Genomic DNA, 26,493 nt, shown 5'->3' with positions numbered 1-26,493 from the left:
CTAATAGCTAACCGCTAACCGCCAGATGCCTCCTGTTGTTGGTAGAGACAGTAGTATAATCCTTTCATCCCCATTAATTCTGCATGAGTCCCTTGTTCCGTTACTTTCCCAGCACTCATCATCAGAATCACATCAGCATTCTGAATAGTTGGCAATCTGTGCGTGATAAACAATACTGTCCTTCCACGGAATGCTGCTGCCAGATTCAAACAAACTTGCCTTTCAGTGGCATAATCCAAAGCACTGGTAGCTTCATCTAGAATCAAAAGTGGTGGATTTTGCAATACAGTCCGTGCGATCGCTATTCTTTGTCTTTGTCCCCCAGATAATGCTGAACCCCTCTCCCCAACTCTAGTTTCGTAGCCATTGGGCAGATTCATGATAAAATCGTGAGCGCAAGCAATATGAGCTGCTTCGACAACTTCTTCTGGTGTAGCATCCGGGCAAGTTAAAGCAATATTTTCCTGGACAGTGGTATCGAACAAGAGGGTATCTTGCAGTACCATGCCAATTTGCTGACGCAGTGAGTACAATTCAACTTTGCTGATGTCGTACCCGTCAATTAAGATGCGTCCTGCATCAAGTTCGTAGAGACGTGGTAATAATTTAGTTAGGGTACTCTTACCAGCACCACTTTGTCCCACAACTCCCACAAACTTACCTTTAGGGATATCAAGATGAACGTTATTAAGTTGGGGGTTGGGAGATTTACCAAAGCTGAAGGTGACGTTTTCGTATTTGACTGTTCCCTTAATTGCTGGCATTGGTATATTATTACGTCCTGCAATTTCGCTTTCTTGGGGAGTATCCAGAATATCTGCAAGACGTTCTAAAGATAAAGCCGTTTCTTGGAAGTTCTGCCACAGTTGAATTAATCGCAGTAGGGGACTGGTGACATAACCTGCTATAATCCTGAAAGCGATTAATTGTCCTAATGTAATTTCTTGCTTCAATACCAGATAAGCACCAACCCACAATAAAAGTAAACTCGATAGTTTATTGAGGAAGTTACTGAGGGAACTGGCTGTATTAGAAGTTAATACGTTCTCAAAGCTAGCGCTAATATATTTACCGTAGCGTGTTTGCCATTGCCACCTAGAATTAAGTTCAATATTTTGTGCTTTGACTGTTTGTATTCCAGATACAACTTCTACCAGATATGATTGAGTTTCGGCATTACGTTCAGCTTTGGTGCGGGTTTGATTGCGAATAATTGGTGCAAATATAAATGTAATTAGCGCAAATAATGGTACAGTTGCTAGTGCTACTATTGTTAAGAGCCAACTGTAGAAGACCATCACCGCGATGTAGATAACCGAGAAAATCGCATCTAGCACTACAGTTAAGGCTGTACCTGTAAGGAAAGAGCGAATATTTTCTAGTTCATTGATGCGGGAGGAGATTTCACCAACTGGACGCTTTTCAAAGTAGCGTAGTGGTAATCTGAGTAGGTGGTCGATTACTTCACTACCTAAACTTAAATCAATGCGGTTGGTAGTATCGACAAACAGATTAGTACGCAACCAAGTGATAACACCCTCGATGACAGCCATTACAATTAACAGGCTACCCAACACGTTGAGGGTATTGATGCCATTTTGAATAATGACTTTATCAATAATTACTTGAGTAATGAGGGGGTTAGCTAACCCTAATAGTTGTACAAATAATGAAGCGATAAATACTTCTATTAAAACTGTCTTATGTTTCTTGATAGCTGGGAGAAACCAAGATAATCCAAACCGCTTTTTGGGTGTTTCTTTAGTAGGTTGTAAAAGTAAGACTTGTCCCTCTTCTCCCCAAGCTTCAACAAAATCGGCTGGCTTTTTACGGGTAATTCCCTGTTCTGGGATGGCAAAAACTAGTTCTTGTTCTGTGGCAAAGTAAATAATTGCAAAGCTGTCAAGCCAAGGTAGTAAAATAGGAGTTGGTAGCTTGGATATAGCAACAGCGGGAATGTTGACTAATTGCGACTTCAAACCCATCAACTCAGCAACACCACCGCAGAGTTCTATGGAGATTTTACCAGTGCGCTGGTAGTTGTTAACTAATGCTCGCTTCAATACATCACGTTTCCACGGCATTCCCCAGAGTTGACTGAGCATTTGGAAGCACGCTAAACTAGCATCAACTGGTCCTCGTCCATGAACGTAGGGATATTTGACTTGTTGTGCGTTGTTGCTTTCGGATGGTGCTTCTGGTTTTAGGGGTGCAAATGGGACGTTTTCCCAAGGATTTGTCTCAATCGAAATATCGGATTCGGTTGTAGTTACTGGTTGGGAAAATGATAATGTAGGGTATGTTAAGCCAACCAGACGAATTCCCTTACCCGTTGCTTGAATATTACCTGCATCGGTTGGGTTGATAGCATTTCCAACCTGATAATTATCACAAGTGCTGCTAACTAACCATAGCAGATTTGGATCTAGTTGTTGAAGTGGCGTTTTACCTGGTGGTAAGTTAAGTACAGTTGCGTGGTGAAGAGATGCGATGGCTAAAGATTTTAGATTATCTACAACTTTACCGCGACGTTCTAATTCTGCACTTAATAAGTCGTAGATTTCAATCAGAGTGCATTTGTTGCAAAATGCATTTTTTAGGATTGGTTCAAATTCAAGCAGTGCGAGAAAATCTGCTGCTTTAAGTGTAAGGCAAATTGATTCGGTTGATGCGATCGCTGTTTCACAAATAACTCCACGTACAATGGAAGCAGCACCGATAATTGCACCTGGTTCTAGTAATTCCAATGTTTCTGGAGCATCTGCACTTCTTGAGTAACCCAGCAACCTTGCTTTGCCTTGAAAGAGAATGTTAATTCTTGCTGGTAGGGTTTCTCGTGCCAGAATTGCTTGTCCCATTCTATAACGCAATGGTTCGAGTTTTGCGGCGATGCGCTCGATTGAAGTGGGATCAAGCCTGTCAAAGGGTGGAATGCTAGCAAGGAACTCTACAATGGTGGTAGTGCTTTCTATCATTGCGTTACTAAAACTGGAGTAGATGCACTTGGGAGTAGGGAATTATCGTTGGTGTTAAGCGAAATTGGTGTAATCTGTAGTTGTTCTGCTAACCATTGTTCAAATAAGTGATTGAGCAACATGGTGCGTGTAGTATCATCTAACTGTGCCGCAACTAATTTTTCCAACCGTATAATTACGTACCAATTCTCCAGTTTGATGGGTGTCCACAACTGTCCTGGTTGGGAGATGGAGAGTTTTTGTGCTATTGCAGGATGGGGTTGCGATAGTGGAACGGGTCCCAGCAGTCCTCCTGTTTGTGCTTCTTGTCCTTGTGAGTATTCTTTGGCACAGTCAGCAAAGCTTTGTTCTCCTGCTTTGATGCGGAAGTATAGTTCTTGTGCTATTTCTGCGTCTTGGATGCGGAGGAGGGAGTAGACGACTTTATCGAGTTGGGGTTTGTATTGGAGGAAGAGTGATTCTAGTTTGTTTCCCCAATTTGCTATTTTGAATTTTTCTACCCGCAGTTCCCTTGTTGCGATCGCTTCAAATTGTAGCTCTGTGATACACTGTTGTTGTAATGCTGCTTTTATGGCTTCAAGTGTAGTAAGCTTGTTCTGTTGACAGAATTGCTCTATAGAGTTGGCTTTCTCTTGGGGAGTTAATTCGATAGGGGCAATGGCTTTATTAACGATTAATTCGCGTTGAAACTGTGACAATAGTTGATACTCTGCCAACAGGTGTGGTAACTCTGTGGCTGATATTGTTTGGTTGCCAAGTTGGATGTGTGCCATAGCAATAAACTTCGGTAGAAGAGAGCAGCCTGAAATGTGCGAGTGTTGCTTTAAATACAAACTCACTGTTTAAGGATTGCTTAATATAATAAATACGGCAACCTTAAGGATACTTAAAAACACTGCTATTTATCAAAAGTGCGGTACGTGGGAATACGGTAGCACAGTGGAATAACTCAAAACATGAGTTTTTGAGAAGTGCAGGACTGTCGGAAGCTTGAAAAGCTATGTGTACTTCGACTCTATTTTACATCTGTAAATATTTCTACTTACATTTTGTCATACGTCTGTATTATAAAATCACCTTCAATAGTCGCGTCACACACGTTTACAGTAACCGGACAGTGACCAGACAGTTAATAAAATGACCAGACAATATTAGTGTAGAAAACGCGCTGTATGACCAGACATTTTTGATAAAAACACTCATCAGTGCGTCGGAATGTCCGGACGATTTATCGTACCAATTTTTCTTTCTAATTATTTGTCTGGCTTTATTAATTTGACATGTCAAAATAGTATTTCGACTGACAGATAATTAAAGAAGTAAATTTTTTTATCAAAAAACATATATATAAATTTTGGATAAAAATTTTCTAGCAGTGGAGTCTCTGTCGTCCGGTGTCTGGTTGAAGAGTCTTGTGATATGAATAATAGTGTACAGCAGACAGTTAATTATATTTGAATAACAAATTACCATAAATATTAACATGTATGGCGAACTGTCTACCGGACAGTGGTAATAAAACGCTCCTCAAGATATTAAATATTAACCAGACAGTTGTAATTGTATACCGGACTCTTTTACCCGACATATAACACGTAAATAGCTTTTTGGGCTGTTTACGTATTACAAAAGCTGTGGGATTTGTGATACTGATTCTCCACGATATTTATTGTCGCAGGTTGCCCAGATTGAGCGTATCCGAGTATTATCTACCGAACAATTAGAAGCGTTGGGGGAAGAATTTTTAAGTTTTTCAAATGTATCCGATCTAGTTGCTTGGCTTGAGCAGAATGCAAGCAGTTAAGTAATCGTAGGTAAAATGTTGGGTTACGACGCATTGGAGATTATTAGTTAAATTTATAGATGGTTGTACGTCTTCACCCAACCTACGAATTGATGTGATTCTACTTATCATTAAAATCTATCAAACATGCTGACTTTATCAAATAATGATAGTTCGTAGCTCATCCTAAATTTACCATCTGGCAAATAACCAATATCAAGAGGTAAGCTATCAATACAGTTACATAATTTAATAATCCACTCCTCTAAAGCACTGTTCGTCAGTAGATGTGGTTTGTAAGAAAAGTTTAAGTAAAAGCGACCATCTGAAACATTTATTTTTATTTCATCATATACTAATTTATTTTGGAGGTTTTCTTGTAGAATTAGTCCATTTTTTGTAATTTTAATAACTTCCGAAATCAATTGTGTTATTTCGGGAACGTGTGTTGAATCAATGAAAAAGACATTAGAAATAACTTGATTTTCTCCCAGAATATACTTCTTCTTATCATCTGCATTTTGGAAATTATAAATATCTTCAGATTTACTCCATAATGCTTTTCTAATGCAAAAAGGGGGACTAATATCTAAATTATTACTATTATCACTAAAATCTTCATCATTATTAGAATATACTCCAAAAAACTCAATATTAGAAATAGAATCAAGAAGTAACCAGAATAAAGGAGTAAAAACGACAGGACTTCCCTTAAAATCAGCACTTATTAGTCTGACATCCATCATTTTAGAAATTGCCAAATTTTTCATCAAAGTAGGTGTGAATATAACTTTCTTTTGCGCTTTATAAATACCTACATATCCTCCGACAGCTTTTTCCCAAATTAAGTCTAAGTTTTCAGGTGTTTCCATGCTATTTTATTCTAAATTAATCATCTAAATTTTGAAAATCATCCAATTTACCAAGATATTCAGGGGTCGCATTTGGTACATATTTTGGCTTGCGAAGTCCCCACAAATTATTGTCTTTATCTTTGTAAATGTCAAATTCTTTTGCAGGACCTGGGAGAACTTCTTTTATCGTATGAGGGTCAATACCTTGTTTCTTTAACCACTTGTCGTCTAAGCCTTTTAAACCACCTACGGGTGCATCTGGGACATCAAAATCACCGCAACCCGCATTATGAACCAGAATCCCTAAATCAGAAACAAAGTAGGTATGGAATCCCTCAACCTTAAAATTATAAACCTCAAACTGTCCAGAGCGCTTTTCAATCTTATCAACATCAATAAAAGAGCCATCTTCAGTTTGCAATAAACTCCCTACTTGCAAATCCTTCGCTTCCACCCAACCCTTATCAGGTGTCCAGAAAGGATGTTCCCCAGTGGTAGAAATAACTTCCCCATCAACATACAAGTCAACCAGCGCAGTCGTTTCCCTAACAAAAGTGTCTAATACCTGCCGTGCTTCAATTTCCCCTGGTGTAGTTGGGTCATCTGCAATCACCCAATCCCCAACCTGAATATCCTCAATATTCTTGATACCCTCAGTAGTAAGGATTTCTGTACCTGCGACAAAGCACTTCCCGATTTGAGTTACTGTATTTTTAGTTGCCAGCAAACCATCAGTAGACTCAGCACTACCCTTAATCGCTTTATTAGCAGCGAAGAACTTCTTGACACCAAATAATGACCCAGCAAAAGGCACATAAGCCAGCAAGTTCCAAGCATCCTCGCGTTCAAACTTACCGTTATCTTGGTAGCTCTGGTAAAGGTTATAAGTAGCCTTAGCAGCATCATAAACATCAAGAGCATCCTGTGCCCTAGCCACCCATCTCAAAGGACCGATCGCAGTTTTTGCCCAAGTAGCAGCCTGCATTCCTGTCAAGAACGAAACCCCAATGCCCGTAACATTACCAGCGTTGTACAACATGGCATGTTTCGGTTCAATCTTCTTACCAGTGGTTGCTTCGTAAACATCGGTTAAGAAACCACCCGATACACCACTAGCAAAACCCGCACCCCATTCACCAAACATCCCCAGAATTTCTTCACCACTCGCACCAGTTGCCGCAGCACCAGCTATATATCCAACCCCTGCACCTACACCACCACTAGCCGCTCCAACTCCTATGAGGGTGGTTGCAAATTGTATCGCCCCCAGCACCTCTCCCAAGGTAAAATAGCCAGTGGGGTCGGTATACCTCACCGGATTAGCATGAGCATACTGATAATCATGCTGGCTGTAAGGGTCATTTAAAGTACCTGCATAAGCATCCTTCGAGATAAATCTACCCAAGTTCGGATCGTAATACCTAGCCCGCAGGTAATCCAACCCAGTTGAACTATCCCTTTGTTCTCCTGCAAACTGGAAGGAATTACCAAAAGTACCATCACTATTCAACAACACCCCAAAAGCATCGTAGGTGTAACGGTCAGTTATCAAACCAACATTATCCGTAATTACCCTAGTGGAACCCAGTCCATCGGTGTGGTAGAATCCTTCCTTGTTATCTCGACGCGACCTAACCAATCCCACACCCTGAGTATAATCAGCCGTAACTTGTCCGTTGGTGCCATACTCCATCAATACTTCCGGCAAATCCCAAATTGGAGCCGTTAAGTAGTTGGTTCTTACACCATCCGCAATTGTTGCTACCCGACTACCAAAAGCATCGTAGATATACTGTTGTTGAGAAGTACCAGAGGAAGTTGAACTATTTACCCCAATCAGGCGATTTTCACCATCATTAATCCAATCGTAGGTAATAGTTTGAGTGCCATCCGACCGACGCTTGAGGGAACCGTTATTATCGTAGGTAAAGTTTGTTACCTTCGTCCCTTGGGTTGTATCCTTAAGACGGTTGTTGCGGTCATAGGTGTAGCTAGTTAACCCTGAAAGCGAATCGGTTTTGCTGAGACGATTTCCAACCAAGTCATAGTCATAGCCGATTGTTCGGTTGCCTGCTGCTGGATCGGTAATCTTTTCTTCGGTCAACCGATTCAGAGTATCGTAAGTATAATCAACAATGCGACCTGAATGTTCTTCTACTTTATTGCGGTTGCCAACTGCATCGAGGGTGTATTTAAAGTCGGAGAATATTGTACCAGTGACATTTTTCGTCGTTACCTGCGTTAAGCGATCGCGTGTATCATATTGCCGCGATTCCAGCGAACCATTGGCAAGTTTAGTTTGGGTGAGATTTCCTACTTTGTCGTAATCGTAATCTGCTAGGAGTCGCGTCCCATCTTTAACAGTATCCAAACGATTTAGCTTATCGTAACCGTAGCTAGTGGTTCCTGCTTCTGTTGTCAAAGATGTAACATTGCTTAACAAATCGTAGCCGTAGTTGACAAATTGTTGATCGGGTTGAATAATTTTCGATAGGCGATCGCGCTGGTCATAGTTATACTGTGTTACGCCGCGTCCGTCGGTCACTGTCTTCAATTGCGACGAAACTGGATCGTAAGTGTAAGAGACTGTCGAAACTCTGGGGTCTGTAAAGGTCTTTTGCTTGAGGCGACCTATGGAATCGTAGCTATAGTTAATAGTGTTGCCATTGAAATCTTTTTGACTACTGACTTGTCCAAACTTATCGTAGACAGTTTGGTTCTGCTGACCCATCGGCAAAATTGTTGCCGTTAAGCGATAAAAGTCATCATACTCATACTGAGTAATATTTTGATTTGCATCTTGAGTTTGAGTTAACAAACCAAGATTATTGTAGGTATATTTTGTTTTTGCTTGATTAGCTTGTTCAACTTGAGTCAGTTGACTGAGATTGTCGTAGGTGTACTTAGTGGTATTTAAATTCTCGTCTGTAACACTAGTGACTCGGCTAAATTGGTCATAGCCCATTGAAACTTTATCGCCGTTATTGAAGAGAGTTTCTACCTGCTGGGCATATTCATCGTATTTGTAACGAGTAGAGTGACCAAGGGCATCAGTGACTTTGACTAGATTCTTACGTTGATCGTATTCAAACTCTGTTCGTTGATTCAGAGCGTTAATGACTGCGCTTACTTGACTGTAAGCATCGTATTCGTAAGTTGTAGTTTGGTTGAGTTCATTTGTTTCAGTTTTGACCCGTCCCAACTCGTCATAGCTTACTTGATAATGAGAGTTATCGAAGAAAACTGTTTCTTTAAGACGCGCCTTATCATCGTAAACATAATGCGTGTAGTGTTGTTCTCGCGGTCTGTCACACTCACAAAATCGCCTTTTCATATTGGGGATAGCGATGAAAGTGCGTGTTAGTACTGAAGATGCTAGGGATTTCGGAAAACAATCCTGGGTTGCAGCTTCTCAGAGAATATTGGAATGATGACCCGGCATTGCAGATGGTGATTAAGAAATTGCTTGTGAAGTTTCCGCAGTGGGGGATTGCGGTTGTGGATGGAGAATTAGTTAAGGGTAATGGGTAGTGAATACGTGATTGATGATGAGGTTGCACAATTGCAGTAGCATCTACCAACTGGTCAGCATCTATATAAATTCAAATCTGAGATATGCGTGCAGATTTGCAATCCTTTGCATAACTTCCGCAGATAAAACTGGTCCACCTAAAAAACCAGCATTAATCCAGTAGCAATGGAACACAGCTGTCAGTGAACAATGGTTAATAAGTTTAATCAACTGTGACTGAACCCGTTCCAACTTCTCTAATAGAAATATCAAATGCTTCTCTGAAGAAGTAGTAATTATTTGTCTTTGTGACGACAAAGCCCAAATATTTTCTTGTTTATCAATAAAAACTGAATTAATTTCCGTGCTACAATTTCCAGATTTTATAAAGTCTGGTTGGATTTTCAATAATTCAGTAATATTTATTGAATCTAAATAATTACTTGATAAAGTAAAAATAGCATAAGTATCAGTACAGTTTTCATTTTCTCTTAACCCTGCATCTTTCCATAAAATACTCATAGTAAACCTTTAGTCTTCTAAGCTTCGATTGTAAAAAGATAAGTATGCTTTTAAATTTGCAATTCTTCGCAAATAAGTAGGAGTCAGTATTGGACCATTAGGTATTTTAATTGTTTTCCAAACAACATTAAAATAAGCTGTTACTGCCGAACTATTTAAAATTTCTATGAGATCATTATGTTTGAATTCAAGTTGATATAGTAAATAGTCAAGGTGCTTCTCTAAACTAGATGTATTTAGCTTATTTTTTGAAGATATTAGCCATATTCCCTCTCTATCTCCTTTTTTTTGACGAATAGAACTTGGTTCAATTTGAAGCAGAGAGGTGATTATATCTGGTTGAGGTATATCTCCAATGATACCAAAAACGACATAGGCTGTGATACCGTTTATATCTCCTTCAACAGATTTAAATTCCGAATATTTATTCATGTATTTTACCTGTTAACACAATCTTTCAGATATTATTTATTACCCCACTCATTTAAGGCATTACCTAAAACTTCAACGAGTTCTCCATTTTGCATTTGAAGGATATCACCTTTCTCCAAGCTTACACTATCTCCATCAATTGTTTGCACATTTTTACCCGATCCATAATAAACTCCAACATTAAAGTTGCCAGGAAGACCTGAAGAAATTTTCATATCTTCTATTGCATCACCTAAATCATTACGATCCATACCAATTTGTTTGGCAATTTTGTTTGGAATAGTAGCTTGCGTTCCTTGCGGCGATATCCAAACGTCCGGGATCTTTGATGAGGCTGTAAAGAGGTAACTAATTAAGTCATTTATATCATGACTTGAGTGACCTGTATGATTACTAACTGTAGGTTGTGAATCCTTGCTAAATCCACCTAAAGTTTCTGGAGCCCATGTATTTCTCCAGGTGAGCAGTCCATCTAGTATAGTCCTCGGTCGTTCATCTTCGCCAAATCCCCTAAGCTGTTCTGGGTGATAAGATTTTGTCACTATTACATAAGCGGTCACTGCCAAACGTGTTTCTATAGAGAAAGCGAGAGCCTGCTCTGAAGCTGTAAATGAAAGCCCACTAGGATCAATAAAGTTGACTGGGTTGAGGTTGCCATAAAAATACTTGTGCAACGTCATTGGCTCACTCAGCCTGCCTTCATAAGTATCTCTTCTTGTAAATCTCCCCGAATTAGTGTCGTAATATCGTTGCCTTAAGTAGTAATCACCAAGGTTCTGGTCATACTGCTCTCCAGCAAACAGGTATTTATTCTCTACACCACCTGTTGAATTCAGCAGTTTCCCAAACGCATCATAATTATACGTAGTAACAACACTACCCTGAGCATCGGTCAGTATCCGCGTACTACCCAACCCATCAACGTGGTAGAAAGTGCGATCGTTAGCCTTCTCCTGAGCAATCAAATCATTACCGTAAACATACTCCTTGAGCACAGCACCATTCGGAGAATATTCTTCCAAAACCTGTGCATACGGTTGTATTTCATCAATCAAGTAACGCGTTTCAATACCATCAACAGTTGCAGCAACCCGAATACCCCTATCGTTATATCGATACTGCATCTGTTCTTGAACAACACCACCAGCATCTTTAACCCTTGCAGCAATCAACCGATTTTCATAATCCCAAGTGTACTCAGTTGTAATGCCATTTTTGGTTTTCGTTAACGTGTTGCCATTATTATCGTAGGTATAATTTGCAACGATTTGTTGATTAACAGTCTCATCTAATAATCGGTCATTGGCATCATAGACGTAATCTGTAACCGTTGTCGCATCGTTGACCATTTCAGTCTTAGTTTTACGATTGCCTACTTTGTCGTAGGTATAACCGTACAACCGATTTCCATTAATCGCATCAGTAATTTTTTCTTGAGTCAACCGATACAGGTCATCGTAAGTATAATCAACGCTACGACCATTGTGTTCAACGACTTTGGTGCGGTTGCCTACTTTGTCCAGGGTATAACTGTAGCTAGAGAGAATGGTGTCACCCTTATGATTTTCCAAATACTTCAATCGATTGAGGTCATCATAAGAGCGAATTTCTTGCGTGCCATTAGCAAAGGTAGTACGTACCAAGTTATTGACTGCATCGTAATCATAATCTGCGGTTACAACAGAATTCTCAATTACTTGGTCAAGACGGTTACGAACATCAAAGGTGTAGTTTACTGTGCCAGATGCGGTAGTAACAGAAGTGCGATTACTTGCTACATCATAGGTGTACTCAATCTTGCGTCCATCCGGGTCAGTACGTTTTGTCAAGCGATCGCGCACGTCATAATCATAATCATAGGTTGCAGTCGTTTGACCCGAAACGTCAATAAATGTGACGATATTTTGCAAACCAACTTGTGTATATGCATAACTAACCTTCGATCCATCCTGGAACTGCTTAGAAGTCATCCAGTTCATCGGGTCATAATTGTAAGTAGTAATGTTGCGGTTAAAGTCTGTGTATGTTTTCAAGTTGCCGACAGCATCATAAACAGTATCAGAACGCTGATCAAGTGGTAAAATCGTAGCAGTCCGGCGACCAACTCTGTCATATTCATAGCTGGTACGGTGGTCGTTAGCATCCTCCATCCAAATCAGGTTGCCAACTTCGTTATACCCGTACTCAGTCCAATCCTGAAGCGCATTCTTCACCCCAGTCAAGCGACCCAAATCATCATAGCGATATTCAGTGCGCTTGCTGTTCTGGTCAGTCATAGCAATGCGCCGACCTAAGTTATCGTATTCACTGGTGGTGTATGTCTTGTCGTTAAACTCGGTTTTTGTTAACCGCCCTAAATCATCATACTTATATGTAGTGGTATGGTTGAGCGCATCAGTTTGGGAAAGCTGTTGCCCTACTTGATCGTATTTATAAGTAGTTCTGGGATTATCATCCAGTGTATTGGGTGTGTTATCGGCATAAATTATCTCAGTTTGCCGACCATCAGCATCGTAGCGAACCTCTGTACGATTGCCGCGCTCATCAATCTGCGCTTTAACTAAGCCATCGTCGTAATAGACAGTTTCCGTCTTGGGATTGTCCCATAGTTCCGGTGAGAGATTTGGGTTATCTAGCGTATTATCTGGAAGAACAGTATATCTTAAGCGACCTATTTTGTCATAAACAAAGCGCGTTTCCCGTCCAGCTTTATCAATGGTTGCAATTGTACGCCCAGCTTCATCGTAGCGGCTGATTTCTCGCGGGTTGTCATTAGGATTATCAGGGGTGTTGTCTGCGTAGATGGTTGCAATCAACTGACCTTTGTCGTCGTATTTATACTCAGTTCGGTGCTGGAGCGCATCAATGACCGCAGTTTGATGCCCAAGTTTGTCATATTCATAAGTGGTAGTATGATTTTCCGCATCGGTCATCGTTTTCATTCGACCGTTGTCATCATACGTCCACGTTGTCAACAACTCTCGTACCTGACCATTGGTGAGAGTCATTTGACGAGTTTCAGTCAGCTTGTCACCGTTGGCGTTGTAAGTATAATTCGTAACATTACTCAACGCATCTGTAACGCTAATAACATTGCCATTGTCATCGTAATCAAATGCCGTGACTTTACCATTAGCATCTTTAACAGACCGGAGTTGACCTCTGAGGTCGTAAGTATAATTATTAGTGTGACTAAGAGCATCAGTAGTTGAACGGAGATTGCCACTTGTGCTGTAGACATTAGTGGTCGTGCGACCCAAGGCATCAGTCTCCGTCAACAAGCGGCTCTTATCGCCGTATGTGTAGCGTGTAATGTTACCTAATGCATCTTCTTGAGTTAGCTGATTGCCTTGACTGTCGTAAGTGTATTTAGTAGTAAAACCATTTAGACCAGAGCGGTCTGAAATGACGGTTTCTTCCAAAACATAGTTGTTATCATCGTACTTACGCTTGGTAATTTGACCTTCAGCATCAATTTCAGTAAGGATGTTACCGCGAGAGTCATATTCATAAACTGTGGCATGACCGAGTTGGTCTAGTATAGTCTGCCTGGAGTTATTCGGGTCATACGACATCTCAACGGCTTTACCGTTGACATCGATAATTTCCTTCAAGCGACCATCCGAGCCGTACTCATTCCGTACCCCAGTTCTGCCCAAGGGGTCGATGATTTTGTCGAGATAATGTTTCCGAGTAGTGTTATACGTAATGCGAGTCGTATTCTTCTCGCGGTCTGTCACACTCACCAAATCCCCAAATTCATCATACTCATAGCGGATAAGTTCGCCCATTGGGTCTTTCACCGACTTAATCCGACCACTCGCATCCCGCTCAAATGTAATCTTCTGACCAGTAGAGCTAGTAATCGCATCATCCGTATAAGTCAACTTATTACCATTGGTATCAGTAACCGTCAGCAAATCCCCAGTCGAAGCATCAATCTCATAAACAACCCCCTCTTTCGTCGTCAGCACATAAACGCTACCAAAATTGACATCTGCCGGATTATAAGGTACACCACCATTCAAGCCAACGTACTCACTAGTACCAGCCTTATGAAGAATCCGTGCATCTTTCACCGTCAAGGTACTAGTTACACCTTTATCGCCTACAAATGCTGGTCTGTACACATACGGATCGCTATCAATCTCATTTGAACCACCAAGATTTGCCAATAACCTAAACTGTGGATCAATCGTCGGTTTAAAAGTAAACGCTTGTCTCTGTCCACCAGGCAGTGTAATATAAACTTTCGTACCATCTTTGAACGCACTTTGATAGCCGATTAACTGGTCTTCCTCGCTTGGAGTCCGCAACGAAGTTCTCAAATCAGTATCCCGGAACTCCATCCGCCAACCATACCCAAAATCATCAGTGGTATTGGAAGTCAGCGTGTCATAGGTGCGAGTCAGCGTAATAGGTATCCCTGTTACTGGCACAGTCAAATCAGTAAACGACAACCGGAAATTACCCAGTTTCAACTCACCTGCAACATCAACAACTTGCTCAGAGTACGAAATATGACCGCCATTATCAGCAACTTCCAACCGCAAAATATAAGAATCGTTTTGCAATAAAGAGGGGTCAAACTGATATTTAGCATCAAGCAAGGCATTATTAACAACAGTCGGATTATCATTACGCCATACTTCCTTAAACTCACCACCATTAACAGGTGCAACCAATAGGCGATAATAATCCAACTGACCATCATCCGTAATAGTCGCCTTAATCTTACTTGGTGCAGTCACAAAACCATCAGTCACACCAACCAAGTTGAAATTAACAATTGGCGCACTCACATCGTTAGTATCAACTACTACTACATTGAAAGTGCTTTGTCCGACATTGCCAGCAGTGTCAGTGGCGATCGCGCGAGCGTTAATTGTTCCTGCAACTGTCGGAGTAAATGTTGCCAAACCATTAGCATCAATTACTACAGGAGAATTGTTAATTAGCAGTTGCAACCCAGCCACCTTAACATTATCAGTAGCCCGTGCCTGGAACGTGACCGACTCCCCAAGATTTACAGTATCGTAAGTAGCAATCAGGGAAACCTTTGGTGCAACAGTATCACCTGCTACAACCAAGTTATACGGCTGCTGCTTAGTACCGCCATTTCCATCACTAACCGTCAGCACAATATTATGCGTGCCAACATTGCTGGTTGTGGGAGTCCAACGCAACCTTCCCAATGCATCGATGGTCATTCCCTTATTGAGGGAAACTTGGTCGAGGGTATAAGTTAGGCGATCCGAGTCTGGGTCAACCGCAACTACATCATAGCTGTAAGCACTGCCGGGAGTTGTAGTTGTAACAGGATTCGAGTTAATTACGGGAGCGTTATTAGCTCGTGCAGTCAGGGTAAAGCGCTGTGCAGCAGCCAAACCACCTTTATCAACCGCACCCACAACAACTTGGTAATTCCCAGCGACAGGATTTGTCCAAGTCAGCAAACCAGTGGTGGCATTAATGCTCATCCCCGTTGGTACAGGAGAAGGAGATAACAATTGATAAGTCAGCGTATCACCAGCATCCGAGTCTTTTGCAACAACTTGGTATTTATAAGTACTGCCAAGCGCAGCAACAGACACGGGGGTAGAGGTAATTAATGGTGCATTGTTAATAGCCGTTGCACCCACCGTTAGGGTGTATGTCTGCGTAGAAGTTGCACCTTGGGTATCGTTTGCTATAACTTCAACGGTTTGAGAACCAATTTGTGTTGGTGTCCATTGAATCTTACCTTGAGCATCAATAGTCATACCTACCGGACGGCGACCCAAACTGTAGGCGATCGCGTCGTTTTCAGGGTCAGTTGCAACTACCGTGTAGGTATATTGTTGATTTAGTGCTGAAGACGTTACAGGAGTGGAGACTATTTGTGGTGTTTGGTTGACACCAGTAACAGTAAGCGTAAATTCTTGACCAACGAATGCACCGTAGGCATCAGTTAGCTGCACAGCCACCGTATGTTCGCCAATTTGGTCGGCACGCGGTTTCCAACGCAATGCTCCGGTATTGGCATCAATTACCATGCCTTCTGGTTTTTTGTCAAGACTCCACAGTAACAAATCGCCGTCGGAGTCAATACCAGTAATATTGTACTGATACTCTCGGTCTAAATTGGTAATCAGGTTGGGAACAGAAGTAATACTGGGCGCAGAATTGCTTCTTACAGTAGTACTGACAACATCAATATTAAAAGTTTGGGGAGTAAACCCACCCCGACCGTCACCAACTTTAACAGTGACGGGAATAGCACCGAGTTGGTTGAACTTAGGACTCCAGGAGATTATACCCTTGCTGTCAATGGTCATCCCCGTTGGAGAATTTTCTAAGGTGTAGGTGAGAGGGTCGTTATCGAGGTCGTTTGCCTGGACAGCGTACAGGTAGGTTTGACCCAAGGCAATGCTCTTACGTGGTTGGGAGGTGATGGTAGGTGAGGAGTTGGCAGGAGTAGCAGTGGAGGGGAGAACATTGATACCAAAAGGCAAATTATTCTTGCCTCCGCGTCCGTCCGAGATGGTGATAGTAAAAGTGTTACTACCTTCAGTACCAGCTTGCGGTGTCCAGGTAAACAAGCCAGTATTCTTGTCAATAAAAGCACCGCTTGTTGTTGGGGCAAGGCTATAACTGATGGAATCACCATCGGCATCTTGGGTTGTAAACTTATACTGGTAAGTTTGCCCAACAAAGGCACGGTTTACGGAGACAAACCCAGACGTAAATACTGGTGCGTTATTTAACGGAGATACCTTGAGTTTGAAGGATTGTAGGTCTACTCCGCCGTTAGAGTCCCTAACGCGCAGCAACACATCCTGTTCTCCAACTTGGTTAGCGGTGGGTTTCCAAACAACAATTCCTGTTGCCGAATCCACTACCATGCCATCAGGTTTTACCACAAGGTCATAAGTAAGAGCATCTCCGTTCAAGTCTGTAACAACGGGTTCGTAAACAAACGGACGCCCAACCATCACATCAATTGGTGGTGTGCTGAGAAAATCGGGCGGTACGTTTTCAGCAAGCCCAATAATATTGGCAAAGTTTATATCTTTTGCTAAGAGATTACTGCCAACGGTGATGTTGTGGGTGTAGCTGCCGTTAGGGAATGTCTGCGTCCAGCCTTGTCTCGTCTCTTGTGCAATCGTATAATTACCAGGGTCAAGCGTTAAAGAATAGTTGCCTTGGTTATCTGTGCGGGTGAAAAGTTCTTCTGGGTCGCGCTGGCGATTACCATTTTGATCGGCGTAGACAACTGTGCCTGCTAGAGGTTTGAGATTGCGCCCCATAGTAACTTTTACGTTGTCTATCCCCCAACTTTCGCTGTCATAAAAAGATGTAGTACCTTCTCCAGAGAAATTAAGTTTTAGCAATTCTGCTGAGTGAGCAAATGTATACGATAAGTTGTATACAGCACTAGGATAATACCCAAGAGTGTCAACTTCTGATGCTCCTGTTTTGGTCTCACCAATTATTGGTTCCTCTCCAGGTTTAATCTGGTTGGGGTACACCTGATTCCAATAGTTACCAAAAGCTGTATACAAAATTGGTGTAGGATTGCCGTCTACACTCAGTTTCCATAGGTCTGGCTGATAACCGCCATAGCCGAAGCCATCCCACGAATTGATGATGTACAAATCGAAGGAAACGGTGACAGTATCGTGAGTCTGTAAGTTATTGAGCGTCAAACTCGTACCTTGGTTCTCAGTACCATCATTTGGACCTCCATACTGTCCGAGGAATTTTCGCCCCGTTGGAGTTACATCTCGCTTAACATTCGACCATTCGGTCAGTAAACTTGTATCGCTCTCAAAATTCTGGAAATATACAGTTTCAGTTGGCGGTAATTCGTTACCTACATACACTTTGCCTGTAATTTTACCAGGGGCAATACCATCACTGACATTTAGCCTAAAAGTCTGAGTATCGACCCCCCCACGAGTATCCTGCACCCGCACGGTTACGTCTCGCTGACCTACCACAGGTGTATTCCAGCTTATTATGCCTGTGTTGGCATCAATTGTCATGCTTTGGGGGGCACTCACCAATGAATATTTCAGCGAGTCGTTATCTGAGTCAAGGGCTTTGACATCATAGGTATAGTATGAAGACGTATAGGCAACAGTAATCGGATCGCTGACGATAACTGGTGAGTTATTGCCCGGTTCCGGACGCACGCGAATCTTAAAGTTTTGTTCAGCCTTACCCCCTCGTCCATCTCTTACGTCCAGTCGAACGCGGTAAGTACTCGTCCCATCCAAATCCAAGTTCCCTTTTTCTCCTGTACCAGGCATTACCACAAACTTATTGCCAGAGAAAGTAGGGGTTGGATTAACACTAACTTGGCTAGGAACAACTTTAAAATTGTAGTCAACAAGAGTACTGGAAGAACCGCGTACTGCTAGAACATAGGTTCCTGCTTTTTCAGCAGTTACCTCAAAGTCGGGGCTAGTTGAAGTGGGTGTAGCAATTGCTGCGTTCGACGGTCCGTAAAGTACCCAGTTGGCATTAGTCCATTGCGGTGCAGTCAGGTCAAAGTTAAATTTTTGTCCGACATGAGCATAAAATTGGTAAAAGTCAACCTCAGCACCTGGGTCAAGCCGTCCGATTACGGGAGTATTTAAGATAAGGGTGGGTACTGTTTCCAAATCTACCAAGCGGAAATTGTAGCTACCCGTTGTATTATTATTACCACTAATCACTAAGCGGTAGTTGCCGCTATCCTTTAACAATAAGGGTTGATTGCTGTCAGCAAGGGTAGACAAAGTAATAATTTCTACACCATTGGGACTGTAAAGTTTAGCGGCAATATTGCTGTTACCAGTCAGACCGTCAAAAAACAATCGTTGACCGGGCGTACCATTAAAGGTATATATATCTTGTTTGCCTGCTGCGTTGATAGAACCAGGAACGGTACTGCCAAGGGTCAGGGTTTGGGGAGTTGTTACCCGGAATTGGAAGCTTTCCGTGGTGGTGGCATTGCTTTTACCACCTATCATCAAGGTGTAAGTACCATCCCCAGGTAGTTTGACTTCTAAATCGGAGCTACCAGATTGCTTGTTAAAGTTGCTTGCAACCAGTTGGTTGCCCGGTCCGTAAACTGCCCAACCAGTGCCGTTATTAGTGTTCCACTCCCCAAATAAGTCAAAATACAGATGTTGTCCCTTGGTGCCAGTGAATTTATACAGCTGCGCTTGGCTTGCTGGATATAGGCTTGATGACGTATTTGTATTTAAGGTCAGATTCGTAGAAAAAGCCAAGTCGAGGAGACGGAAGCTGTAGTTACCTGTGCTTCTTCCTTCTCCATCAAATACTACCCGGTAAGTGCCAGCCTCGTAGAGTGTAAATGGTTCCTGTTCTTGCGTTGTTTTGCGATTGTAAATAACAGCACCACTGGGACTGTAAATTTTAACTCCTAAAGTGTCAATTCCAGCCTGACTGTCGAAAAACATTCGCTGACCCACAGACCCTGTAAAAGTATACATGTCTTGCTCGCCCATTACACCGATGGAAGTTGTGTAAGTGCTGCCAACAGTTAATGAGGTAGGGGATGTCGGTGTTGCCACCATTTGGAATTGGTAGTTTGTTTGCCCGCTAGCAGCACCGTTGAGAGCAAGGATGTAAGTGCCACTAGCTGGTAGAGGGAGTTCTCTGTCTACACCACTGTCAGCACTGGTAATAATTTGATTCCCCGGTCCGTAAAGCGTCCAAGTGGATTTCGTACCAGTGTAATTATTTTCAAGATAGAGATTCTGAAGAGCTGTACCGCTAAATCTGTATAATTGTGTTTGATTAGCAGCAACAGTAATATTTTGCCTGCTACCGGAACTTAGTAAAGTAGCGACATCAGCATCAAAGAAGCGGAAGCTATATTGAGGAGTTGTTGTTTCACCAGGAGCGTCAACAATAATGCGGTAAGTACCGCTCTCAGCGAGGGTGAATAGCTCTTTATACTTAGAATCAAAGGGATTGAAAATCTCAAGTCCACTGGGAGAAAGCAATTTTATGCTCTCCTGACCACTAGTGATGCTATCAAAGAACAGATGCTTTCCAGCAGTGCCGTTAAACGTGTAGGTATCCTGTTCGCCTGCTTCGCTAATGCTACCACTGATTGTGGAACCCAAAGAGATGCTTGTTGTGGTTTGCACGGGTGTTACTACCCGGAACTGATAATCAGCTACGCTACCACCAATTCCAGTCAAAGCTAGCAGGTACTGACCAGCACTGGGCAAAGCTATTTCAAAGTCTTTATCCAAATCTTTGCGGGCAAGCTGCTGACCGGATGGACCGTAGAGAGTCCAAGTATTCGGTGTTGTTCCGGCAATGGAATCAAAGTATAAATATTGACCTGCCGTACCGTTGAAGCGATAGAGGTCTGTCCCAAATCCACCATTCGAGAAAGTATTATAAATATTTGTGTCTAAAGCAAGAGATGCAGCACCACTAGCAGAATTATCAAGTAAACGGAAGCTGACCGACGTATCACTGGCTTCTTTGCCACTGACAATTACATAGTAAATGCCGCTTTCATTCAGTGTGATAAATTCGCTATCAGATTGCGCTTGGGTGTTGAGAATTTGGCGACCGCTAGGAGTAAATAATCTAACAGTTGCGTTGGGGTTATTACTGTTAAGGGCATCGTAGAATAGTTGCTGACCGACTGTTCCGTTAAATTTATAGGAGTAAGCAGCCTTACCAGGATTTAAAGAAACATTGGTAACAGCATTCAAAGTTAAGTCAACAGCAGCCCCCAAGTCAATCAATTGATAGCGGTAGTCACCATTACCTTCCAAACGCAGGGTATAAGTTCCTGATTGCTGCAATTGAATTAGGTTGCTATCAGAAGCAGCATTAGTGGAAAAAACTTGATTATTGCTCGAATCAAGAAGACGGGCTGTTACTTGGTTTCCTAACTCCGCAGCAATCTGACTGTCAAAGTATACAAAAGTACCTGAAGATGCCGTGAAGGTATTGTTAACTGGCTGGGTTGTAGTAATGCTGCCAGAGCGTATTGTCCCCAAACCTGAGTTCGTTCCTGAAGGTAAAGAGATGTTATCTACCCGGAAGCTAAAGTTAACAGTGGTGCTTGCTGAACTGCTGCGTAGGGCTAAGATGTAAGTGCCGTTTGTAGGCAAGAATGCTTCAAAGTCATTACTCAATGCTGCCTGATTAGCTATAGAACCGTCTGGTGCGTACAGTACCCAGTCAGCGTTCTGTGTAGCCGTTAAGCTGTCAAATTTTAATCTTTGTCCTGCTGTACCATTGAAACTGTAATGCTTGGTTTCGTTAGTTGCCAAACTGTTAGCGATCGTCGTCGAGAGCGTTAAACTGGTTGCAGATGCTAAGTTGGCAAGGCGGAAACTGTAAGATCCAGTTGTGTCAGCATTGCCATCAAAGGTTAAACGGTAAGTCCCTGTTTCAGTGAGTAAAATAGGAGCACTGTCAGCACTGGCATTGCCACTCCATACTTCCACACCGCTGGCACTTGTCAGCTTAGTTGTAATATTGCTACTACCGCTTCTGGAGTCAAAATACAAACGCTGCCCACTAGTGGTGATGTCGAAAGTATAAACATCTTGTTCGCCGAGTCCGCTGATGTTATAGCTATATGTACTTCCCAAAGTTAGGGCAGTGGGGGAAGCTGTTGTAGGTACAACCTGAATCCTATAGTTAATTGCAGTTGTGGTACCATCCCCCCGCAGCATGAGGTAGTATGTTCCATTACTGGGCACTACTATTTCAAAGTCATCGCTGAGTGGCTTTGAATCAATAAGTTGGTTGCCCGGTCCATAAAGCAGCCAGGTAGCATTGCCAGATGCAATTTGGCTATCTAAATATAGGCGGTTTCCTGCATAGCCTGTAAATTGATATAAGTTAGTTGAAGACCCAGGATTCAGCGTACCAGTGGTGGACGTACTCGTTGACAAGGTGGTAGCAGCAGACAAATTACTGAGTCGGAAGCTGTAGCTGCCTGTAGTTTCTCCCGTACCTTCAACAATCAACTGATAACCACCAGTTTCTGGCAAAATAACTGGGTGACGCGCAGAATCTGAGGCAATCTTGGTATTAAAGACTTCAACTAACGACGGACTTACCAACCGTGCGTTAATATTGGGAGATTCCTGTAAGGCATCCAGAAATAACCTCGTATCAGCGTAGACTGAAAACGTGTAGATATCTTGTTCTCTTTTTTCTGCAATATTACTTGATACAGTGCTGCCCAGCGAGAGCGCTGTTGAAATTGCGTCGGGAGTAGTCACCCGAAATTGATAGTCAATTGGGCTATCGCTGTTACTCTGTATAGCTAAAGTATATGTGTTAATGGTTGGCAGCGTTATCTCTAAATCAGTATTTAAAGTGGCTGTGCGAATAACTTGATTGCTAGGACCGTATAGCGTCCAAGAAGCATTTGGGGAACCTAACAGAGAGTCCAAATACAGACGCTGGTTTGCCACTGTGGTTGACAACCGATACAAGTGGGTTTCTTTACCAGGGTCGAGTCGGTTAGTAATTGTATCTGTATCTAAGTTAATGGAAGTAGCAAGTGTTGCATTCAACAGGTTAAAGCTGTACGCACCCGTTGTTGCACCATCACCATCTATTACCAAACGGTAGACACCATCTTCTTCTAAACTGAACAGACTGGAATCGCTACCATCTAGTTTATAATTGGTGAAATACTTCTGCCTATCTCCACTGGGACTTATAAGAGTGGCATTTATTCCACTACTTGCAGATATTGTGTCTAAGTACAGCCGCTGTCCCCTAGTACCCGTGAAGGTATAGACATCTTGTTCACCTTTTTTAAGAATGCTGCTGCTAACGGTATTGGGATTGCTATTGGTTCCCAAAGTCAGCGGTGTAGGATTTGTGTCGTAGCTAATAATGCGGAAACTGTAGGGAATATTGTCGTTGTAATTACCCTTACCCCGCAAAACTAGAGTATACTGACCATCAGCAGGCAATTCTACCTCAAAATCACTCCAATCTTTGGAGGCAATCACTTGGTTGTTGGCGTCGTAAATAACCCAGTCCAAGTTGTTATTATCAGTTAAAGTGTCAAAGTACAACCTTTGACCTGCTTTGCCGTCCAAACGGTACGCATCATCTTCTGACCCTGGACTGAGTGTACCAGTAATGTTGCTGTCAAAAGTTGCAATTGGTACAGCATTGAAGTCAAGCAAGCTAAAACCATAGTCACCAGTAGCACCGGAAATAACCAAGTTATAGTTGCCAGTTTCAGTTAAGTTGATTACATCCTGATATTTTGTGTTGCTATCAATTAACTTTAAGCCACTGGGGCTATACAACTGCAATGTTTGAGACTCACTGCCAACTAAGGAATCAAAATAGATGCGCTCTCCTAATGCTCCACCAAAGGTAAATGTATCGCTTTCACCAGGATTGGCAATCCTCTCTATTACAGTATCGCCGAATACCTTCGTTTTGGTAGGTGTCCATTTGATCTCACCAGTGGTAGGGTCAACTGTCATGCCTTCTGGTCCCAGTGCCAAGCTGTAGGTTAGGTTATCGGCATCGGGGTCTGTGGCATCGGCATCGTATTTGTATTCAGTATTAATTGCCGCATCGACTACTGGGGTGGAAGTAAAAATTGGCGGTCGATTCGGCGGTGTGTCTATTACTGATAAGGTATAATTCTGCTGCGTTACACCACCGCGACCGTCGCTAACTTCGACTACAATTGATTGGTTGCCTTTGTTGCTAGCTACTGTGTTCCAGCTAATTAACCCAGTTGTGGCATCAATTATCATACCACTAGGAGAAGTTAGCAGTTTGTAGGTGAGAGTATCGCCCTGTGGGTCAGTTGCATTAACATCATAGCGGTATTGTTTACCGCCAATGATTTCAATAACGGGTTTGCTTTCAATTACTGGCTTTTGGTTGAGTTGTGCCAGTACCACTACATCGTAAGTAAACTGTTTTCCTTGCGGGTTGTAGAATAGTAAAGAACGCTGGTTAGTTACTCCAGCGGGATTGAGTTTACCAGAAGCAACCAGCTTGCTGAAATCGTAATAGGGAATGCCATCAGGTGTAACCCCATCTGGATTGCGTAGAATTACAGAGGGGTCGCTGATATTCTTAACTGCAACCAATAATGGTGCATCAACGCTGTAACTTCCAGTATTGCGGATAGCGATGTCTGCATACAAAGTCTTGGTATCTGCGTTGAAGCTGGTACTGTGGTATTCGGCGCGAAGGCTGTTGGAAACGTCACTTAGCAGGTTAAAATTGGGTGGTGTTCCTGGAGTAACTTCTGGTGCAAACGTGCTTTGTGTGGGGGAAAGCGTACCCGCAGGTGCAGCTTGGATGGCAAAGTCTGTAATCTTGACGTTGGTAGTTGTATCGCTGTCGTTGTTGACCAAGCGGAATATCAGCGTGGCATTAGTATCAGCTTTAATACCAGTAAGGTTAAGGCTAACGGTACGGGTTTGTGCGTTGTAAGTAGCACCAGCACCATTACCTACCGATTCACCTTCAGTTAAGTTAAAGAACGCATCTTTACCTTTGGCAACGGTATGTACTAAAGAATTGCCATTGGCATCAACTAATGCGACTTCAAATGCGTCGTTAATGGATTTGAGGTCGTTTAAATCAAAGGTGGGGTCAATCTTGAAGCTGAGAATTGATGGATTAGCAGGAATAACCAACGGGAAGCTACGTTGTGCGGTAAAATTAGTTTGTTCGGTGAGGGTAATTTGACTGCCGATAAGCAAACTCTGCGTGTTGCTGAGTCCACCCGCATCTTTAACAGAAAGTGTAAAGTTAAATAAACCCAGTTGATTAGAGTTAGGAGTACCGAAGACAGTCGCTGTACCATTACTGTTGTCGGTGAGAGTTAGCCAACTGGGTAAGTTTTTCGCACTTATTGTCCGCGTGTCAAGAGCATCTGGGTCGGTGGTAGCAATATTGTAAGTGAAAGTACTGCCAGAAGAAATGTTCGTGTTCGCAAGCGTACTGGTAAAGCTGGGTGCTTCATTGACGTTGGTAACGCTAATGGTAAATTCTTGGGTAGTGCTTACGTTCGACGCATCGGTACTGCGAACTGTAATGGTGTGTTGATTATTGCTTTCAAAATCAAGCAGCGTACCCGAAGCTACTTGCAGTTGATTGCCGACAATCTTAAAGCGTCCGCTTGCGTCGTTTGGTAGAGTATAAGTATAATTCCCCGTATTTGGGTTGTTGGTGTTCAACTGACCAATTACCGTTCCTATCGGGCTATTTTCGGCTATGGTGTTGCCTGTTAGGGTGATAGCAATTGGGTTGAGACGTTGGATGGTTGTGGAGAAAGTACTTTGGTTGCCAGCAGTATCAGTAGCGCTTGCTGTGAAGGAATTGTCTCCCATTACTAAGGGGACATTGGCAAAGGTAAATTTGCCTGTGCTATCTGAGGTTGTTACTCCCGACGTTTGTTGTAAAGTGACAGTAACGTTTGCCTGAGTTTGACCTACTAGGGTTACGGTGCTTTCCTTGGTTTTGCGATCGCCAATTACACCAGAGTCAGATGCTGGATCTAGGTTAAAGGTTGGTTGAGGGGGTGGAGTAGTGTCAAGGATAAAACCAAAACCCTCCTTGGATACCGACTGGAACTGTCCTTCGTTCCGTCTTGTTAATAGGTATAGAGCATATCCCCCATCTGGTAGCGAACTTCCGTTAATCGTCGAAAGCAAAGTGCGGTCAAAGGTAGTAACGCCATTTGATTGCAGATACGGCAAGATATTTACATAGTTGGCTTCAGGAGTGTTATTAAAGCCTGCTTTCCATTCATAAACTTCTTGGGGAGAAGGGACAGTGACCCTGATTGTTGGGTCAAATGTAATGAAGTCAGTGTTTGTAGTACCACCACCAGCAGTATCGTTAACTAAGGCAAATGAAGTGAACTTTGGTGGTTGGTAACTTAGGGAAGTAGAACCCGTGCTTTCATCGTATGAACCTGCGCTAAAACTCGACATAGACATCAGGTTGGTATTGGCACTTGTCAGCGGATCTGATTCGGAACTGCTGACTAACGGGCTATTTTTATTACTACCAGTGAGGATATCTTTTTCAGTTTTATTTTTTGAGTAACGTGGTTGTAGCGCAACGGGGGGAGTGTAGATTGGTTGGTTGAAAAGCGATGATTGTTCGTTGGTGTTTACTGGACGATTGTTGGGGTTAGTTGTAGTGTCGTTGGATGTATGCTGGTTGTTTAGGGGAGAAAATGGGTCGTAGTTACCGCTATTTTTGTTGTTGGTAGGTTTTGCTATATGAAGCAGGGATGGGCTTTCGGTTAGCGGTGCAGCAAGTGTTGCGTCATCAATAAGAGAGTTACCGAAGACACTGTTTGAAGATGTATTGTTGCTGCCAAGATTATCGGAACTAACCATGATGCGCTCCCCTTTGCCAGTAGTAAATATC

The 26,493-nt window shown here is 42.5% G+C and carries 8 protein-coding genes and 1 pseudogene; 2 read left to right on the top strand and 7 right to left on the bottom strand.

Features of this window, described 5'->3' with window-relative positions; all coding sequences use genetic code 11:
• Positions 1-14: 14 nt before the first annotated feature.
• Entirely contained in the window at positions 15-2,975 is a 2,961-nt protein-coding gene (locus TOL9009_RS0102675; protein WP_029630997.1) for a peptidase domain-containing ABC transporter, read from the bottom strand.
• Complete coding sequence (locus TOL9009_RS0102670; protein ID WP_029630996.1) at positions 2,972-3,748, bottom strand: peptidylprolyl isomerase; 777 nt, start codon at positions 3,746-3,748, stop codon at positions 2,972-2,974. The genes TOL9009_RS0102675 and TOL9009_RS0102670 overlap by 4 nt, the downstream gene beginning before the upstream one ends.
• Positions 3,749-4,662: 914 nt before the next feature.
• Between TOL9009_RS0102670 and TOL9009_RS48725 the strand changes: the two are divergent.
• A pseudogene (locus tag TOL9009_RS48725) lies at positions 4,663-4,779 on the top strand (DUF4351 domain-containing protein); the annotation flags it as partial.
• A gap of 110 nt (positions 4,780-4,889) precedes the next feature.
• On the opposite strand, the gene TOL9009_RS0102660 reads toward TOL9009_RS48725, so the two are convergent.
• Positions 4,890-5,630 (bottom strand): hypothetical protein, encoded by a 741-nt coding sequence (locus TOL9009_RS0102660; protein ID WP_029630995.1) that lies wholly within the window; start codon positions 5,628-5,630, stop codon positions 4,890-4,892.
• Between the two features lie 16 nt (positions 5,631-5,646).
• Positions 5,647-8,946: a polymorphic toxin-type HINT domain-containing protein gene (locus TOL9009_RS41950; protein ID WP_029630994.1), complete on the bottom strand. Its 3,300-nt coding sequence runs from the start codon at positions 8,944-8,946 to the stop codon at positions 5,647-5,649.
• A 23-nt stretch (positions 8,947-8,969) separates the two neighbouring features.
• Here TOL9009_RS41950 and TOL9009_RS46795 point away from each other — a divergent pair, with 23 nt between their 5' ends.
• A complete protein-coding gene (locus TOL9009_RS46795; protein WP_186227460.1) occupies positions 8,970-9,143 on the top strand; it encodes a hypothetical protein in 174 nt (57 codons plus the stop codon).
• A gap of 61 nt (positions 9,144-9,204) precedes the next feature.
• Here the strand turns inward: TOL9009_RS46795 and TOL9009_RS0102645 are convergent, their stop codons facing one another.
• From TOL9009_RS0102645 to TOL9009_RS48340, 3 genes are read right to left on the bottom strand one after another with little or no spacing between them, the layout of a single operon-like run.
• Positions 9,205-9,645 (bottom strand): DUF4279 domain-containing protein, encoded by a 441-nt coding sequence (locus tag TOL9009_RS0102645; protein ID WP_029630993.1) that lies wholly within the window; start codon positions 9,643-9,645, stop codon positions 9,205-9,207.
• A 9-nt stretch (positions 9,646-9,654) separates the two neighbouring features.
• Positions 9,655-10,077: a DUF4279 domain-containing protein gene (locus TOL9009_RS0102640; RefSeq protein ID WP_029630992.1), complete on the bottom strand. Its 423-nt coding sequence runs from the start codon at positions 10,075-10,077 to the stop codon at positions 9,655-9,657.
• A gap of 32 nt (positions 10,078-10,109) precedes the next feature.
• A complete protein-coding gene (locus TOL9009_RS48340) occupies positions 10,110-26,462 on the bottom strand; it encodes a putative Ig domain-containing protein (RefSeq protein ID WP_038295846.1) in 16,353 nt (5,450 codons plus the stop codon).
• Between the last annotated feature and the right edge of the window lie 31 nt (positions 26,463-26,493).

Origin of the sequence: [Scytonema hofmanni] UTEX 2349 (genome assembly GCF_000582685.1) — a bacterium.
Classification (GTDB): domain Bacteria; phylum Cyanobacteriota; class Cyanobacteriia; order Cyanobacteriales; family Nostocaceae; genus Hassallia; species Hassallia hofmanni.
This window is presented reverse-complemented; position numbering and strand designations above follow the sequence as displayed.